The organism is Chryseobacterium wanjuense, assembly GCF_900111495.1.
Classification (GTDB): Bacteria; Bacteroidota; Bacteroidia; order Flavobacteriales; family Weeksellaceae; genus Chryseobacterium; species Chryseobacterium wanjuense.
In genome coordinates this window covers 180,626-196,857 of sequence record NZ_FOIU01000001.1, presented here as the reverse complement: position 1 = coordinate 196,857, position 16,232 = coordinate 180,626, and the positions used below count along the sequence as shown (strand labels likewise).

14 protein-coding genes are annotated in these 16,232 nt (G+C 35.2%); 9 read left to right on the top strand and 5 right to left on the bottom strand.

All coding sequences use genetic code 11. The features are described from left to right. Positions 1-17 precede the first annotated feature (17 nt). Positions 18-1,775, bottom strand: coding sequence for a signal peptide peptidase SppA (gene sppA / locus BMX24_RS00800; RefSeq protein WP_089790194.1), 1,758 nt, complete (start codon positions 1,773-1,775; stop codon positions 18-20). 20 nt (positions 1,776-1,795) lie between these two features. Between sppA and folK the strand changes: the two genes are divergently transcribed. The 5 genes from folK (at position 1,796) to fmt (ending at position 8,338) form a co-directional block, all read left to right on the top strand. Then, positions 1,796-2,215, top strand: a complete 420-nt coding sequence (gene folK / locus BMX24_RS00795) for a 2-amino-4-hydroxy-6-hydroxymethyldihydropteridine diphosphokinase (protein WP_089790192.1) — start codon at positions 1,796-1,798, stop codon at positions 2,213-2,215. Between the two features lie 17 nt (positions 2,216-2,232). Beyond that, entirely contained in the window at positions 2,233-3,732 is a 1,500-nt protein-coding gene (locus tag BMX24_RS00790; protein ID WP_089790190.1) for an OmpA family protein, read from the top strand. A gap of 31 nt (positions 3,733-3,763) precedes the next feature. Then, positions 3,764-5,230, top strand: a complete 1,467-nt coding sequence (locus BMX24_RS00785) for an OmpA family protein (protein ID WP_089790188.1) — start codon at positions 3,764-3,766, stop codon at positions 5,228-5,230. A gap of 78 nt (positions 5,231-5,308) precedes the next feature. Next, a complete protein-coding gene (locus BMX24_RS00780) occupies positions 5,309-7,210 on the top strand; it encodes a RecQ family ATP-dependent DNA helicase (RefSeq protein WP_089790185.1) in 1,902 nt (633 codons plus the stop codon). A gap of 180 nt (positions 7,211-7,390) precedes the next feature. After that, the gene (gene fmt / locus BMX24_RS00775) at positions 7,391-8,338 is read left to right on the top strand and encodes a methionyl-tRNA formyltransferase (RefSeq protein ID WP_089790182.1); all 948 of its coding nucleotides are present in this window, start codon (positions 7,391-7,393) and stop codon (positions 8,336-8,338) included. 43 nt (positions 8,339-8,381) lie between these two features. On the opposite strand, the gene ribB is transcribed toward fmt, so the two are convergent. Both ribB and BMX24_RS00765 read right to left on the bottom strand, forming a co-directional pair. Continuing rightward, positions 8,382-9,503 carry a 3,4-dihydroxy-2-butanone-4-phosphate synthase gene (ribB, locus tag BMX24_RS00770; RefSeq protein WP_089790179.1) on the bottom strand — a complete coding sequence of 374 codons (1,122 nt, stop codon included), beginning with the start codon at positions 9,501-9,503 and terminating at the stop codon, positions 8,382-8,384. A gap of 266 nt (positions 9,504-9,769) precedes the next feature. Continuing rightward, positions 9,770-10,771: an LLM class flavin-dependent oxidoreductase gene (locus tag BMX24_RS00765; protein WP_089790177.1), complete on the bottom strand. Its 1,002-nt coding sequence runs from the start codon at positions 10,769-10,771 to the stop codon at positions 9,770-9,772. 280 nt (positions 10,772-11,051) lie between these two features. On the opposite strand from BMX24_RS00765, the gene BMX24_RS00760 reads away from it, so the two are divergent. Genes BMX24_RS00760 through BMX24_RS00750 form a run of 3 tightly spaced genes read left to right on the top strand, consistent with a single transcriptional unit; the run spans position 11,052 to position 12,697 of the window. After that, a complete protein-coding gene (locus BMX24_RS00760) occupies positions 11,052-11,795 on the top strand; it encodes a hypothetical protein (RefSeq protein WP_089790174.1) in 744 nt (247 codons plus the stop codon). Positions 11,796-11,805: 10 nt separating this feature from the next. Further along, the gene (locus BMX24_RS00755; RefSeq protein WP_185116619.1) at positions 11,806-12,258 is read left to right on the top strand and encodes a hypothetical protein; all 453 of its coding nucleotides are present in this window, start codon (positions 11,806-11,808) and stop codon (positions 12,256-12,258) included. 1 nt (position 12,259) lies between these two features. Then, entirely contained in the window at positions 12,260-12,697 is a 438-nt protein-coding gene (locus BMX24_RS00750) for a hypothetical protein (protein ID WP_089790172.1), read from the top strand. Between the two features lie 49 nt (positions 12,698-12,746). On the opposite strand, the gene BMX24_RS00745 is transcribed toward BMX24_RS00750, so the two are convergent. Next, entirely contained in the window at positions 12,747-14,873 is a 2,127-nt protein-coding gene (locus BMX24_RS00745; RefSeq protein ID WP_089790169.1) for a helix-turn-helix domain-containing protein, read from the bottom strand. An 83-nt stretch (positions 14,874-14,956) separates the two neighbouring features. Between BMX24_RS00745 and BMX24_RS00740 the strand changes: the two genes are divergently transcribed. Beyond that, entirely contained in the window at positions 14,957-15,397 is a 441-nt protein-coding gene (locus BMX24_RS00740; RefSeq protein WP_089790166.1) for a hypothetical protein, read from the top strand. Between the two features lie 197 nt (positions 15,398-15,594). Here BMX24_RS00740 and BMX24_RS00735 read toward each other — a convergent pair whose 3' ends face one another. Beyond that, a complete protein-coding gene (locus BMX24_RS00735) occupies positions 15,595-16,131 on the bottom strand; it encodes a gamma carbonic anhydrase family protein (protein WP_089790164.1) in 537 nt (178 codons plus the stop codon). Positions 16,132-16,232 lie beyond the last annotated feature (101 nt).

Below are 16,232 nucleotides of genomic sequence, written 5' to 3'. Positions count from 1 at the left end.
TTTGTACAAAATATAATTTAGTTGATTTTAATCTGATAAGGCATTTCCATTTTCACTTCAGACTGTAGTTTTCTTTCTTCCACAACCTGCTGGAAAATTTCATAATTGGCTTTTCCAATTTTATTTTTAATCACTCTTGCAGAAATATCATCTTCATTAAGATCTTTGAATATCTGCTCGAAAGGCGTCATTCTCTTTGGATAAGATGCCACTTCGTAAGATTTTAATCCTGCTTTTTGAGCGGCAAATTTTACGGCATCATTTAGAGTTCCCAATTCATCAACAAGTCCGATTTGTTTAGCTCTCGTACCGCTCCATACTCTTCCTCCGCCTACATTATCGATCTGATCAAATGTCTGTTTTCTGTTTTGAGTCACAAAATGTACAAATCTTTTATAGGTACCTTCTACGCTTTTCGTAATTAAACTCACTCCATAAGGGGTAACTCCATTTAATGAAGAATAATACTGAGAATTGGCATTAGTGGCAACAATATCGGCACGAATTCCATTTTTATTGGCGATATCTTTAAAGTAAGGAATCACTCCAAAAACTCCGATAGAACCCGTAAGTGTGTTCGGTTCCGAATAGATTTTATCGGCAGCCATGGCAATGTAATATCCACCTGACGCAGCATAATCTCCGAAAGAAACAATAAGTGGTTTCTTCTTTTTCAATTGCTGAAGCTCAAATAAAATTTCATCTGATGCATTGGCGCTTCCTCCCGGAGAATTAATCCTGAAAACCACTGCTTTTACTTTATCATTTTCCTGAAGATCTTTAATATACTTAATATATCTTTCAGAATGGATATCATTATAATTATCCCCACCGTTGATAGATCCTGAAGCATACAATACAGCTACTTTTTCTCCAGATTTTTCATCATCAGAATAAGATGCAATATATTTTCCCAGGGATATTTTATTTAACCTATCATCTTGTTTTAAGCTTAATTTTGATTTAATTAATTCATCATATTCTCCTTTCTGAATCAATTTATCTGCTAATTTGTATTTTAATCCTAATTCAGGAATCATCCCATACAAACTGTCAACCACAGTTCTAAACTGAGCTGTATCAATTTTTCTGGAAGTCGCCATTCTTGAAGAGGTATTTTTCCAGATATCATTTAAAAGTGTGCTCAATTGCTCTTTGTTTTCCGGAGAAATATCATTTCTTAAAAACGGTTCTACTGCAGATTTGAATTTCCCGTGACGAATCACCTGGATCCCGATACCATATTTATCTGCGAAATCCTTGAAGAAAGCGACTTCTGTTGCAAGACCTTTAAGCTCAATCATTCCGGCAGGATTCAGATAATATTTATCGGCAACCGAGCCTAAATAATAAGAAGCCTGAGAAACCGTATTCCCATAAGCATACACAAATTTTCCGCTTTTCTTAAAATCATCGATTGCGTTTCTAAGATCGTCGATTTGGGTAATTCCGGCATTAAGGTCGTCCGCTTCAATGCTTATTCCTTTAATATTATCATCGTTTTTGGCTTTGTGAATGGCTTCAATCGCATCGTAAATCAAAACGCTTTTGTTCTTATCATTAAAATTAAATAAACCACCCTCCTCTTCCGTAGGGCTGTCTATTATATTTGTTTTTAAATTAATTGTAAGTACAGAATTTTTTTTCACCACTACAGATTTGTCATTCCCCATCGCACTAAACACCAGCATTACGATAAAAAAGAAGAAAAACACGGCACATAATATGACAATAGCCACTATATTTGCCAGTACATTTTTAAAAAAACTTTTCATAAATCAATCATTTTTCCAATATGTCGCAACATAAGGTCATTTTGTTACTCGGAAGTAATTTAGGAGAACAAAAAAAAAATATAGAAACAGCTCTCGAAAAACTCAAAGAAGGGGGAATTGAAATATTAAAAATTAGTGAATTTTTGACATCCGAGCCTGTAGAATTTGCCAGTTCCAATATTTTTTGTAATATTGCAACAATAATATTTACACATCTTTCGCCGATTCAACTGCTTGATTTTGTTAAAAGTATTGAATTTGAGATGGGAAGAATTAACGATTCTAAAGCTACGGGAGGCTATACAGACCGCGTAATAGATATAGATATCGTTAAGTATAATGATTTGAAATTTATATCAGAAAGATTAGAAATCCCTCATAAAAAGCATCTTTTTGAAAGGGAATTTTCTAAAGTATTATTAAAAAATTTATCTGAATAAAACATAAAACATATTGTATGAAATTAGGTTTATTATTATTGGCCACTATGCCTATTGCAGCTTATGCTCAGGACAGTATCGCTGTTAGTTCTACGAACGAATATCCGAATACTTTCTCTTCAGGTTCTGCCAATGTCCAACCTTTCAACAACAAGGCTAGAAGATTCCGCGACTGGTCTATTTCAGTCGGTGGTGGTGCCGCTTTCATGGTTCACTCAGACCTTAAGTCTATCACAGACAAAAAGGTTAATTGGGGATACAACTCTTATGTGAGCTTAGATAAGCAGATTACTCACGCAGTGGGAATCAGCCTTATTTACCAGAGAGGTGAAACAACACAGAAAGGTCAACTCGAGGGAGCAGAAGGTATTGCTGCCGGAGTTGCAGAAGCTAAAACCAAGTATAATCAAATTGCTTTAATGGGAGATGTTAACTTTTCAAATTTAATGAGAAGAGTTGATAATCATTCTCCATACAGATGGGCATTACACGGTTATGCAGGTCTTGGTTTGATGAACTTTAACACATCTTTACATGATAATGATCAGTTTAGATGGAGTACATCTCCTGCGAGATCGCCATTATTCATTAAGCAAAAAATGGATATCAGCTCGTTCTACTATCAATTCGGTGTTGGTTTGAAATATAATGTTTCAAAACTTATCGATATTGAAGCAAGAACAATGTACATCATCAGTGGTGATGACGAGTTCGACGGAGGCGGATGGGCAGACCCTGCAGATTACGATCCGGCTTCTAAGAATGCTAAATATAACATGATCGACAAGAGAAGATCTGATAATGCATGGACTGTGAATTTGGGTGTATCGTTCAAATTAGGAAAACACCTTTCTCACTTAGCATGGCATGATCCTTTGGAAGAAGCTTATTATAGAGCTAATGTTCTTGAAAATAAAGAAACAGATTTTGTAGTTTGTGAAAAAGGAGATCTTGATAATGACGGAGTTTGCGACGATTGGGACAGACAGCTTGACACTCCTGCAGGAGCAAGAGTTGACGGTGCCGGTGTAGCATTAGATATGGATCTTGATGGAGTTATCGACCTTTATGATAAATGTGTAACTGTTCCCGGTCCTGTAGAAAACAACGGATGTCCTACGACTCCTGTTGCTCCAGCTACTCCGGATGCAGTAGAAGTTATCAATAAAGATTTCGAAGGTATTGAATTCGAATTAAACAGCGATAAAATCAGACCTCAGTCGTTTGAAAAACTTAACCACGCTGCTGATGTTATCAAAGGTTTGAATACTAATGACAATTTCTTAGTAATCGGGGCAACTGACGCAAGAGGTTCAAGTGCTTATAACTTGACATTATCTCAAAAGAGAGCTAATGCGGTTGTAAAATATCTTACAGATAAAGGTGTATCTTCAGGAATGCTTACAGCAGAAGGAAGAGGTAAAACTGATCTGAAATATCCGGAATGTGACCCTGCAACAAAGTGTCCAGAATGGAAAAACGAAGCAAACAGAAGAGTTTACTTCCAAGCAAAATAAATCATTTAATTAACTAAATAAAAAATACACTATGAAATTAAGTTTAGCAATTGTTGCATTAGCATTAGCTGTTCCTACAGTAGGCTTTGCGCAAGACTCAACTGCAGTAGTTTCAAATGGAGAATATCCAAATACATTCTCTTCCGGCTCTGCGAATGTTTCCCCATTTACAAATAAATCTAAAAGATTCAATGATTGGGCTATTTCAATTGGTGCCGGTGTACCATTGATTCAATCTGCAGACTTAACATCTATAAAAAACGGTAACGGTAAAAACCTTTTTGGATATTCTGCATATATCAGTATTGATAAGGCTATTACTCATGCTTTTGGTATTAACTTACAATATGACAGAGGGGAAACCAGACAAGGATGGTTTAATACTAAAGATGCTGCACCTGCAAATGCTTCGGCATATCAGCAAGTAGCTGCAAGAACTCAATATGATGCAATCTCTTTATTAGGAGATATCAACTTCTCAAATTTATTAAGAAGAGTTGATAATCATTCTCCATACAGATGGGCATTACATGGGTATGCAGGTATTGGTACAATAGCTTACAGAGCTTATCAGAAAGATGAAACAGGTCAAAAAATGGTAACTGAATTGAAGCCATTCCAACTTGGTTCTATGTTTGCTCAGGCTGGTGCCGGTGTTAAATTCAAAGTTAACAGAAGACTTGACATCGAAGGTAGATTAATGTATGTAGTTACCGGAGATGATGAATTCGACGGTGGAGGTTACAAATACAGTGCTATCAATCAACGTGAAGAGCAGGTTTCTGACAACTTCTTCAATGCAACTTTAGGTCTTTCTTTAAAATTAGGAAAACACGAATCTCACTTAATGTGGCACGATCCACTTCAGGAAATCTACTACAAGCTTGATGTTTTGGCTAACAAAAATCAGGATATCGAAGTTTGTAAAAAAGGAGATCTTGATAATGACGGAGTTTGCGACGATTGGGATAGACAACTTGATACTCCTGCAGGTGCAAGAGTGGATGGTGCTGGTGTTGCTCTTGATACTGACCTTGATGGTGTAATCGACCTTTACGATAAGTGTGTAACTGTTCCTGGACCTGTAGAAAACCAAGGTTGTCCTACTACTCCGACTCCAAACAACGGAAACGGACCTGTAGTGGAAACAGAAACAAAACTGGAAGGAATCGAGTTTGATTTAAATTCAGACAGAATCTTACCTTCAAATACACCTATCCTAAACAACGCTGTTAATTACATCAACTCTTCAAGTGGTTCTTATAACGTAATCGGAGCTACAGATACAAGAGCTTCTGAAGCTTATAACCAAAAATTATCTGAAAGAAGAGCAAACAACGTTAAGAATTATTTAATTCAAAATGGTGTTCAGTCTGGTAAACTAAACGCAATCGGTAGAGGTGAAAAAGACCTTAAATATCCTGAGTGCGAACCTGCTACTAAGTGTCCAGAATGGAAAAACAGAGCAAACAGAAGAGTTTACTTCGAAGCTAAATAATAAACTTATTAGTCAATTATATCAAAGTCACGCTCTGCGTGGCTTTTTTTATTATGATACTTTCAGTACTTTTATCACATGATTTCTCAGCAAGATTTTCAAGAGTTAAAATTTAAGACCCTAAAATATTTTTGGGGCTACGACAGTTTCCGGGATTCTCAGGAAACCATTATCGATTCTGTAATTAATGAAAAAGACAATCTTGTACTTCTTCCTACTGGTGCGGGAAAATCTCTTTGCTATCAACTTCCGGCTCTTTTAAAAGAAGGAACTTGTTTAATTATTTCTCCCCTTTTGGCCTTGATGAAAGACCAGGTAAATCAATTAAAATCAAGAGGAATTGAAGCTGAATATTTATCTTCCGAATTGGATGAATACGATGCCGAAACCATCTATGGCCGCTGCAAAGAAGGTTTAACAAAAATGCTTTACATTTCCCCTGAAAGATTGACCAACAAACAGTTTCTTCAGAATATTGAAGAAATTCAGATATCATTCATAGCGGTAGATGAGGCGCATTGTATTTCAGAATGGGGGCAGGATTTCAGACCAAGTTATCAAAACATCAAGGATTTCAGGAGAAATAATCCTAAAATCCCTTGTCTGGCCTTAACAGCTACAGCTACACCAAAAGTTTTAGAGGAAATAAAAATAAAACTTGAGCTTAAAAATCCGACAGTCTTTCAAAAGAGTTTTAAGAGAGAGAATATCAGAATTTTTACCGAGGAAGTTTCCGATAAATTTCAGAGAATTTTAGATATTTTAAAATATACCAATGAAGCAGGAATTGTCTATGTGAGAACCCGAAAAGAAGCCGAGCTCCTGACCGAGTTTTTGCATAAGCATCAATTAAAACATGTTGATTTTTTCCATGCAGGATTAACGACAAAAGAAAAAAACGCCAAACAAACCATCTGGAACAACAGCAACAGTAATGTTTTGATTTCCACCAATGCTTTCGGAATGGGGATTGACAAAGACAATGTGCGCTTCGTCATTCACTACTCTCCTTCTCCATCCATCGAAAATTATTACCAGGAAATAGGAAGATCCGGAAGGGACGGAAAAGACAGTTTTGCTTTTATGCTTTGGGACAAACAGGAACTTTCAAATTTTGATCAGATCCTGAAAAACCAGATTCCCAATAAGGCAGAATTTTTAAAAATCATTACCTACCTCTATTCCATTTTTCAGGTTGCTGAATTTGAACTGCCTGAAAAAGTTTTTCAGTTGAATGCAAACGGAATTCAGAATTTCACAAAATTATCAGCTGCAAAGATTAAAAATGTTCTAAACTTTCTTCATAACCAGGAAATTATATTTTTTAATGATCATAAAAGTCTGTCGTCGTTACAACTTCTGATGCAGGCTGATGAAATAGACCAGCTTCCACAGAAAGACGCTTATTTTCTTGAATTAATGCTTCGTACCGTGTCCGGGATTACCACTCATAAAGTAATGTTCAGCGAACAGCAGGTGAGTAATAAAATTGGGGTGAGTCTTCATTTGATCAAAGAAAGATTAAAAGAACTCCAGCAAAAAGGTTATGTGGAATATGTTGACGGCGCTTTATCGAGCATCAAGTTTCTGAAACCAAGAGATGAAAGAGTGAATAATTCTCTTTACTGGAAACTTTTTGAGCATATTCAAAAAAATAAAATCCAGAAATGGGAGGAAATGAAATTTTACATTGAAGATAATCAGTTTTGTAAAATGAAATTAATTCTGGCTTATTTCGGAGAAAAAAATTCTAAAAATTGCGGCAAATGTTCTGTCTGTGAAAAAAATAAACAGTCTATTTTTGGAAAGAATATTTCGAATCAGATAGTTAATTTACTAGCAAAAAAGCCATCCACTATAGAAGAGCTTTCTATCCAGCTGAGCTATCATTCGAAAGAAAATATTTTGGAAAATTTAATTTTCCTGCTGGATTCCGGGAAAGTGAAAATGTTGAATTTCAGGACGTATATGTTGGCTTAAATTATCGCGGAGTAATTTCAATGAAGGAAAAATCTGTTTATGCATTTTAAATTTAGAATAAAAGTCATAGATTCTTCATTTCACTCGTTTCATTGTGAATGACAATCCAGGCACATAATTTTTTAATATTTTTAATTTTCAAATCTTTTAATCCTTTAATAAAGACCTTATCTTTGCACCATGAAATCATTGAAAGTCGTTTTTTTAGGCACTCCGGAGTTTGCAAAGACTTCGTTGGAAGCCATTCACAATTCTCATCATGAAGTGGTAGGCGTGGTAACCGTTGCCGATAAAGCAAGCGGACGCGGACAAAAAATCAACCAATCTCCGGTAAAGGTTTTTGCTACCGAAAACAATATTCCTGTTTTTCAGCCTGAAAAATTGAGAAATCCAGAATTTTTAGAAGAACTGAAAAAATTGGATGCTGATGTTTTTGTAGTGGTTGCTTTCAGAATGATGCCTAAAGTTCTTTTTGAAATGCCCAAACTGGGAACTTTCAACCTTCACGCTTCCCTTCTTCCCGACTACAGAGGTGCTGCTCCGATTAATTATGCCGTGATTAACGGTGAAGAAAAAACGGGTGCCACCACTTTCTTTATCAATGAAAAAATCGATGAAGGAAATATTTTGCTTCAGGAAGAACTGGAAATTTTACCGGATGAAAACGCAGGAAGCCTTCACGACAGGTTAATGGAAATGGGTTCTAAACTTGTGGTAAAAACACTGGATGGACTGGCGGAAAACTCGATCGTTGAAAAACCTCAGCCTCACGTAGAACATCCTAAAAATGCCTATAAAATTTTTAAAGAAGACACAAGAATCGACTGGACAAAAAGTTCGAAAGAAGTTCACCAGTTTATTTTGGGAATGTCGCCATATCCGGCTGCATTCACTACTTTAAGAATCGGGGAAGAAGAAAAAGGATTAAAAGTTTTCGGTGGAAAATTTGAAATTTCAAACCACGGAAAAACTGTAGGAAGCTTAGAAATTTCAAAAAATGATTTTAAGATCTATACTAAAGACGGCGTTTATTATCCTTTAGAACTCCAACTCGAAGGTAAGAAAAGAATGAATATCAAAGATTTTCTGAACGGATTCAGAAATTTCGAAGAAATAAAAATGGCTTAAAAAATAAACCTTCAAGGTTTTAAAAACCTTGAAGGTTTGTATATTATAGTTGAACCATCTCCGTTACCTCAACATCATATCCCCCAACATGAGGTTTGATATTTGGATTTTGAGTGATTACTTTAAACTTATTAATTCCAAGATTCTTTAAAATCTGAGTTCCGATCCCATAATCTCTGTAGTTGTATGCTAATGTCGGGTGCTGTTCCTGACCTTCCTGATAATTAAGGAATTGTTGTAATTTTCTTAATGTATTTTCAGAATTTGAAACATTATTAATAAAAATAACAGCTCCTTTTCCAGCTTCATTTACCATATTGGTTACTTTTTCCAGTAAAGGTTTTTCACCATTATTCAGCCTTGTCAATACATCAAAATAAGAATCAGAAGACTGTACTCTTACCAAAACAGGTTCATCGACAGTCCATGTTCCTTTCGTTAAAGCAAAATGGATCTGCTCATTTGAAGTCTCTCTGAAAGCGAAGAAATCAAATTCTCCGTAAGCTGTTTTCACTTTTCTTTCTTCAATTCTTTCGATAAGATTTCCTTTTTTAAGCTGATAATGAATCAAATCTTCGATGGAAACGATTTTCATATCATGCTTCTGGGCAAAAGCATACAATTCCGGAAGTCTTGACATTGTTCCGTCCTCGTTCATAATTTCACAAATTACTCCACCTTCTTTCAACCCTGCAAGACTAGTAAGGTCGATCGCAGCTTCCGTGTGTCCAGCTCTTTTCAGTACTCCGCCTTTTTTTGCACGAAGCGGGAAAATATGCCCCGGTCTCATGAAATCTGTCGGCTTCGATTTTTCATCCATCAAGGCTAAGATCGTTTTTGCTCTGTCTGCAGCAGAAATTCCGGTAGAAGTTCCGTTTCCAAGAAGATCAACCGATACGGTGAAAGCCGTTTCTTTCGGGTCGCTGCTTCTGCTTACCATGATCTCCAATCCCAGCTCATCACATCTTTTTTCAGGAAGCGGCATGCAGATCAATCCTCTTCCGTGCAATGCCATGAAGTTGATGATTTCCGGTGTTGTCAGCTCTGCAGCACAAAGAAAATCACCTTCATTTTCTCTGTCTTCATCATCTACTACTATGATTATTTTACCATTTTTAAGGTCTTCGATAGCCTCTGGAATAGTATTTAATTTAATATCAGACATTTTTACTTTTTAAAAATTTTTGCAAAGATACTCATAAAAAAAGGCATCTTCCAATTAATATAAATGGTTTGTTTTTAACCTTACATTTTAACAATAAAAGTTTCAAAAATTCATTTTACACATAAGTCACATGAGTTTAGCCATAGACTTTGAAAATATTTAGAACATATAAATTTTTAATTTTCGTTCTAATGTATTCTATTCATGAATTTTTAGTTTTTATGCTTACGTGACTTATGTGTAAAAAATTCTACTAATTTTTGTTTTTAATTAAATAATGAATCTTTTGCCTTTCTGATAATTTCATACGATTCCAATCTTTTCTGATGGTCGTAAATGTGAGAATTAATCATTAATTCGTCTACATTGAATTTCTCCTGAAAATTTTTCAGCTTTTCTTCAATTTCAGATTGATTTCCTATAAAAGTATATCTCAATTTCTGCAAAACCATTGATTTTTCCATAGGTGACCAGATGTCATCCATATCATCAACCGGCGGAGCAAAAGGTTTTCTGTCGTTTCTCACAATATTAATGAATGCCTGAAATAAAGTTGTCGAAATTCTGTGTGCCTCTTCGGTGGTTTCAGCCGCTACCCCGTTTACACAGGCAATAATGTAAGGTTTATCCAAATGTTTTGAAGGCTCGAAATGCTCTCTGTAAATACTGAAAGCCATTTCCATCTGTTCCGGAGCAAAATGCCCGGCAAAAGCGTATGGAAGTCCCAATTCAGCTGCCAACCAGGCACTGTCTGTACTCGAACCCAAAATATACATCGGAATATCCAATCCTTCCCCTGGAATGGCACGAACTAATGCGTCACGATTCTCTTTGGAGAAATATTTTTGCAATTCTAAGATTTGTCGTGGAAATTGTTCGTTGATAATGGCAGGATTTCGTCCCAACGCTTGCGCCGTTAATCCATCGGTTCCGGGAGCTCTTCCCAAACCGAGATCGATTCTTCCGGGAAAAAGTGATTCTAAAGTCCCAAATTGTTCTGCAATGACTAATGAGCTGTGATTCGGAAGCATAATTCCTCCCGATCCTACTCTGATTTTTTTTGTCCCGTTGGCAATGAAACCAATCAGAACCGAAGTTGCAGAACTGGCAATGCTTTCCATATTGTGATGTTCAGCGAGCCAGAATCTTTTATAATTTAAATTTTCAGTATGGTTTGCTAAAGATAAACTGTCCTGAAAAGTATCGTGAATGGTCTTATCCTGTTTTACGGGAGCAAGATCCAGCACCGATATTTCAAAATTTTTCATATTTTTAAATTTTAGGTCTAAAAAACCAAACAAATTTAAAACATATAAACTGCATTAGTTACTTTTTGTAATTGATAAGTCTGATCGGTTATTTCAGGAAAAAACTATGGGAATAAAAGTTAAACTGACCAATTTTTCTTTATAGAGTTTATATTCTTAAAAGTTCAAATACATTTTCTAAGTTGAGCTCTTTTTGATGAAAATATTTATGCTTCATTTAAAGCTTAAAATGGTTTTAAATATGATATTCATTAGTATATTTAACAATTAAAAACTATCCATGAAAAATATTCTTCTTTGCTTTTCTGTATTTTTCTTACTTTTCAGCTGTAATAAGAACGAAAACTTCAAAAAAAATCTTGAGAAACAAAAAGAATCAGAAGTTCAAAAAAATAAAAATTCAAAATATCACACTAAACTAGACACTTTAGTCATAAAAACTGAAAATGATATTATTTTGAACTTTGAGAAAAAGAAATTCAATAAAATCATAGACGATCATCCAGAATTTTTTGATGAGATGGTTCAAAGTCCTGATACTTTTTATACGATTAATAGCTTAGGCTTCGGAAGTGAAGCCGGTAAAGATTCGTATTATATTTTATATGCATATTTTCTAAAACAAAGAAACAGTGTAGAAAAATGTTCGGAACAGAGAAAAAAATTGATCAAAATCTATTCAAATATTAATTCGATTTTTAGTGCACTTACTTATGGAGGGACATACTTTGCACATCAAGAACCAAGGATTTTAGGGTACACAGAATATTCCATTTATTTACATTCTCTTGATAATGATGCCAGTTTTAAAGATCCGTATGACATTTCGAAACAGAAAAAACTTTATCTACAATCTTTACGGCAATTAGTTAAAGACGAAACCAAAATCGATACAGAAAGTACGGAGGAACAGAAAATTGATCGATCAAAAAAAATAGATTTGTTGGTGGATGAACTTGATCATCTTATTACAAATATTTTTTATCTTCGATGCGCTCAACATTTTCATTATGAGCATTATTAAATTCAGTATCATGGAATCAAAAATAATGTACATCGAAAACAAATCCTCCGGTCATCACGGACCCGCATGGATTGGTTTTGTGGAATTTTCAAAATCCGGACAAACAGTTTATTTCAACAATAAAGCTTTGAAGAAACTTAAAAATCCCGGCATTTACGGAAATCATTTTGATGTAGAAACTGGCGAAGAGTATTGGGTTTCGGGTGTCAAAAAAAATGGACAAGACAGACATTGGTGTGGAGGAGGAAAAATTATGATTGATAAAAATTCTATTGATGAATATCTGAAATTAGTCGATTTTAATAATCTTGATGAAAAATATTTTACAATAATTGAATTTGCTGAAACTGATAAAAGCAGATTTAATGAAATAGAAAATACCGAGGTTGAACAAAGAAATGAAAGTCGTGAAGCAAGTTACTGGGATAATAACAGAAGAAAAATAATCTTAGATAATAACTAATATGAAAAAATTTTATTTACTATTTATTTCCTTCATTTTAATAAGCTGTTCTTTTAATGAATTTTATAAAGATAGGGAATCCGATAAAAAAGACGGAGAAAAAATTCCGCAAAAATTTTACTGGGAACTGCGATATGGAGATAATAAGGAGGATATTTATAAATTGTTTGGTGAAAAATTTTTCACGGTTACGGATAAAGGAAAATTAGACGAGCTTCTTGAGGTCACCAATAAAATCGGTCCTGTTCAGGAATATAATCTTGTGAAATGGGAAACCATGATCGTAAAAGGAACGAATGCCCGAAGTCAGTATTTCTACGTGTATGATGTGAAAAGAGGCAGTGAAAAAACTGAAGAATCTTTCACTTTGGAAAAAGACAAGGATGGAAATATACAAATCGTGGGATACAGAGTCAACCAAAATTTTTCAAATAAATAGAAACAAAAAAGGTTTTAGTAATTCATTAATTATTAAAACCTTCTTTATTTTATTTCGATTTTTCCTTTTGATAATTAAAATGATTAATCAAAATCCGGATTTCATTAAACTCAAAATCATTCGGCAGCACATTTTTCCACTCCGTTAATGTTTCTTTCGGATCTTTGTAAAATATTTCTTCAAAAGCCTTGATCTTGTCCGTAGTAATCACTCGGGAAATATCCAGCAGCCCTTGTTCAGCGAATTTGGCAAGATGCCCGATCACCGTTTCTTTTACCAGACCTCTTTCCATTGCAATCTCAGAAATCGTTTTCCCTTGTTCGAATAGTTGAAACGTAAGAACCTGCGAAGGGACTTTTGCAATTTTCATGCTGACTTCCTTGTCATTTTTCTCATCCAGAAGCTTGGTTTCCAGCAAATGGATTTCCTTCAAGCTATTCAGATATTCTTCAATATCTTCCAGCCAGACTCTGAACTCTTCATTGTATTGCTTCAACCCTTTTGAGCCCTTTATTTCAGCATAAAATTCTTTCAGAGGATTGAAAACTTTATCTCTGATCTCGGTAAAAAAGAAATTAACCGCGCCTTTTGTTTTGCTTTCAATTTCAGACCATTCTTCCTTTTGTTCGATAAAATTATTAACCTTCTGTGAAATTACCCTTTCCAATTTTTCAAAAATCTTCCCAAGATTGACAATCTCCGGTTTCAATTGTTGATAAAGCTGGTTTGTTTTAAATACATCAATACTTTTCGTCGTTATTGAAAGCTTGTTCCACTCTTCAACTTCCTTTAAAAACCACACACAATCTAGCGTACGAAGGACTTTTCGGATGCTGTAATCGTATTTTTCTTTATTTAAAATATTTTCAACATGGTCATTGGCCACCGTATCCGAATGGAAATGGAGAATTCTGTTATCTTTAAAAATAATCTCGGGAGTGATTTTAGATTTTAAAACAATGCCTTCCAACGTTCTACAACGGGACAACGCCACATAAACCTGACCTGCCGTAAAGCTTTTTCCTGCATCAATGATCACTTTATCAAACGTAAGACCCTGACTTTTATGAATCGTTACCGCCCACGCCAGCTTTATCGGAAATTGTTCGAAGCTTCCCAAAACCTCTTCCTTAATATTTTTTTCGGTATCCAGGAAATATTTTTTCTGTTCCCAAACTTCCCTTTTTACAACAATTTCCCTTTCACTCCCATCGAGAATGACCTTGATTTCGTTTTCGTCCAAAGCAGAAATTTCGCCCAGTTTTCCGTTGAAATATTTCTTTTCTCCTGAAATATCATTTCGGATAAACATGATCTGAGCTCCGATTTTTAATTCTAAAAACTGCTCGTTCGGAAACTGATTTTCTTTAAACTCCCCAAAAAGTTTAGCTTCATAGGTTTTAGCATCCACTTTTATTTCCGCCAATTTCTCTACATTGATCTCATCCGCCATTTTATTGTGGGAACACAGATAAACGTATGACTCATTTCCTATTTCAAAATCAGGATCGTATCTTTCATTTAAATGTTCAAAATCAATATTAGCAATGTCTCCATCCCGGATGGCATTTAATATATCCAGGAATTCCTCATCGGTCTGACGGTATACTTTCGTTAATTCAATCGTAATTAAAGGAATTTCTTTAATCGCAAGACTATCAAAAAAGAAAGGCGAATTGTAAAACATCTTCAGGATATGCTCATCTCTCACCACCGGCGGAAGCTGGTACAAATCCCCAATAAAAAGCATCTGAACACCGCCAAAACGCTGATTATTCCTTCTGATAAATCTTAACGAAAAATCCATCATATCCAAAACATCGGCGCGCAGCATGGAAACCTCATCGATGATAATGATTTCCACTTCTCTTAAAAGCTTAAGTTTGTCTTTTCGATATTTGAAATGCGGCATCAGATCGGCAATATTGTTGGCCAAACTGGTATCTATTCTTTCTGTTGTCGGTAAAAAAGTCCTCAAAGGCAGACCAAACATCGAATGAATGGTAACTCCGCCCGCATTGATCGCAGCAATTCCCGTGGGAGCCACTACAATATGCTTTTTGCGTGTGCGCTTTACAAAATCATTAAGAAAGGTTGTCTTTCCTGTTCCCGCTTTCCCCGTGAGAAAAACGCTTCGGTTGGTATGCTCTATTAAGTCAAAAAAATGATTGTTCATCGTCGTCAAAATTACGGAAAATGAATTTGAATTTTTTATCTTGGCATAACTTTTGAAAATTATTGCTCAGAAAAAAAATTATTATGAAAAATATATTCCTGCAAATATCTGCCGTAGTATTTTGTATTAGCCTAACTTTAGTTTCGTGTAATACGGTAAAAAAAGCCAATGCTAACCTCCCTAAAGATATCGCAGAAAGACCGGCCGATGAAAACAGCCAGACTTACGACCAGGCTCAGCTGGACAAAATAAAAGGATCTATTGAATCTGAAATTTCCAAAGAAAAATGTACCAATATCAATGAATGGACCTTTGCTCCGATGGGTGCAAAATCTTGCGGCGGACCTCAATTATACATCGCTTATCCGAAAAAACTGGAAGCTACAATTCTTCCGAAAATCAATGATTATACGGAAAAGGTAAAAGCTTTCAACCAGAAATACAATATCATGTCAGACTGTATGATGATCGAGCCACCAACTTCCATCAAATGCGTCAACGGAAAAGCAGAACTTGTACACTAGTAAATTATCATATAAACATATTAAACTCACAGGAGTTTTGCATTAAGGATTTAAAAAAAAGCTTTATCAACTTTGATAAAGCTTTTTTAATATGTGAATGGTGAATTTTGCTTCGCAAGTGAATGGTTTCTCTCTCAATAAAAAATTGACAAACAAAGTGAATTGACCTGCAAAGCAACATTCATCATTGACTTCAACTATCCTTCAACATGCTTCACATTTTCTTTATACCATGAAGAATATTTTACATAATTATCTGCAATTCTGTTCACTTCCCCTTCCAGTAACTGAGCATTAATATCTTTAATTTTCTTCGCAGGAACTCCGCCCCAAACTTCTCCGGACTTGATATGCGTTCCCTGAGTAACCACCGAACCCGCACCAACAATAGAATTCTCTTCCACAAGGCAGGCATCCATTACAATGGCTCCCATCCCGATCAGGACATTATCCAGAATCGTACATCCGTGAACAATCGCATTATGACCGATAGATACGTTGTTTCCAATATTTAAGGGATGCTTTTGATAAGTACAGTGCAGCATTGCATTATCCTGAACATTCACTTTATCTCCCATTTTGATGTAATGAACATCTCCCCTGATCACGGCATTATACCAGATACTGCAGTCTTTTCCCATCGTAACATCTCCGATGATCGTTGCCGTTTCAGCCAAAAAGGTATTTTCACCGATTTGCGGTGTTTTTCCTAAAAGTTCTTTTATTAAAGCCATAAATTTTAATTTGATGATAACTGAAAATGAGTTGATTTAAAAATTAAATTCTTACTTCACGATTTTCAAATGATACTGATAGCAAAAATCTAACCTCTAAC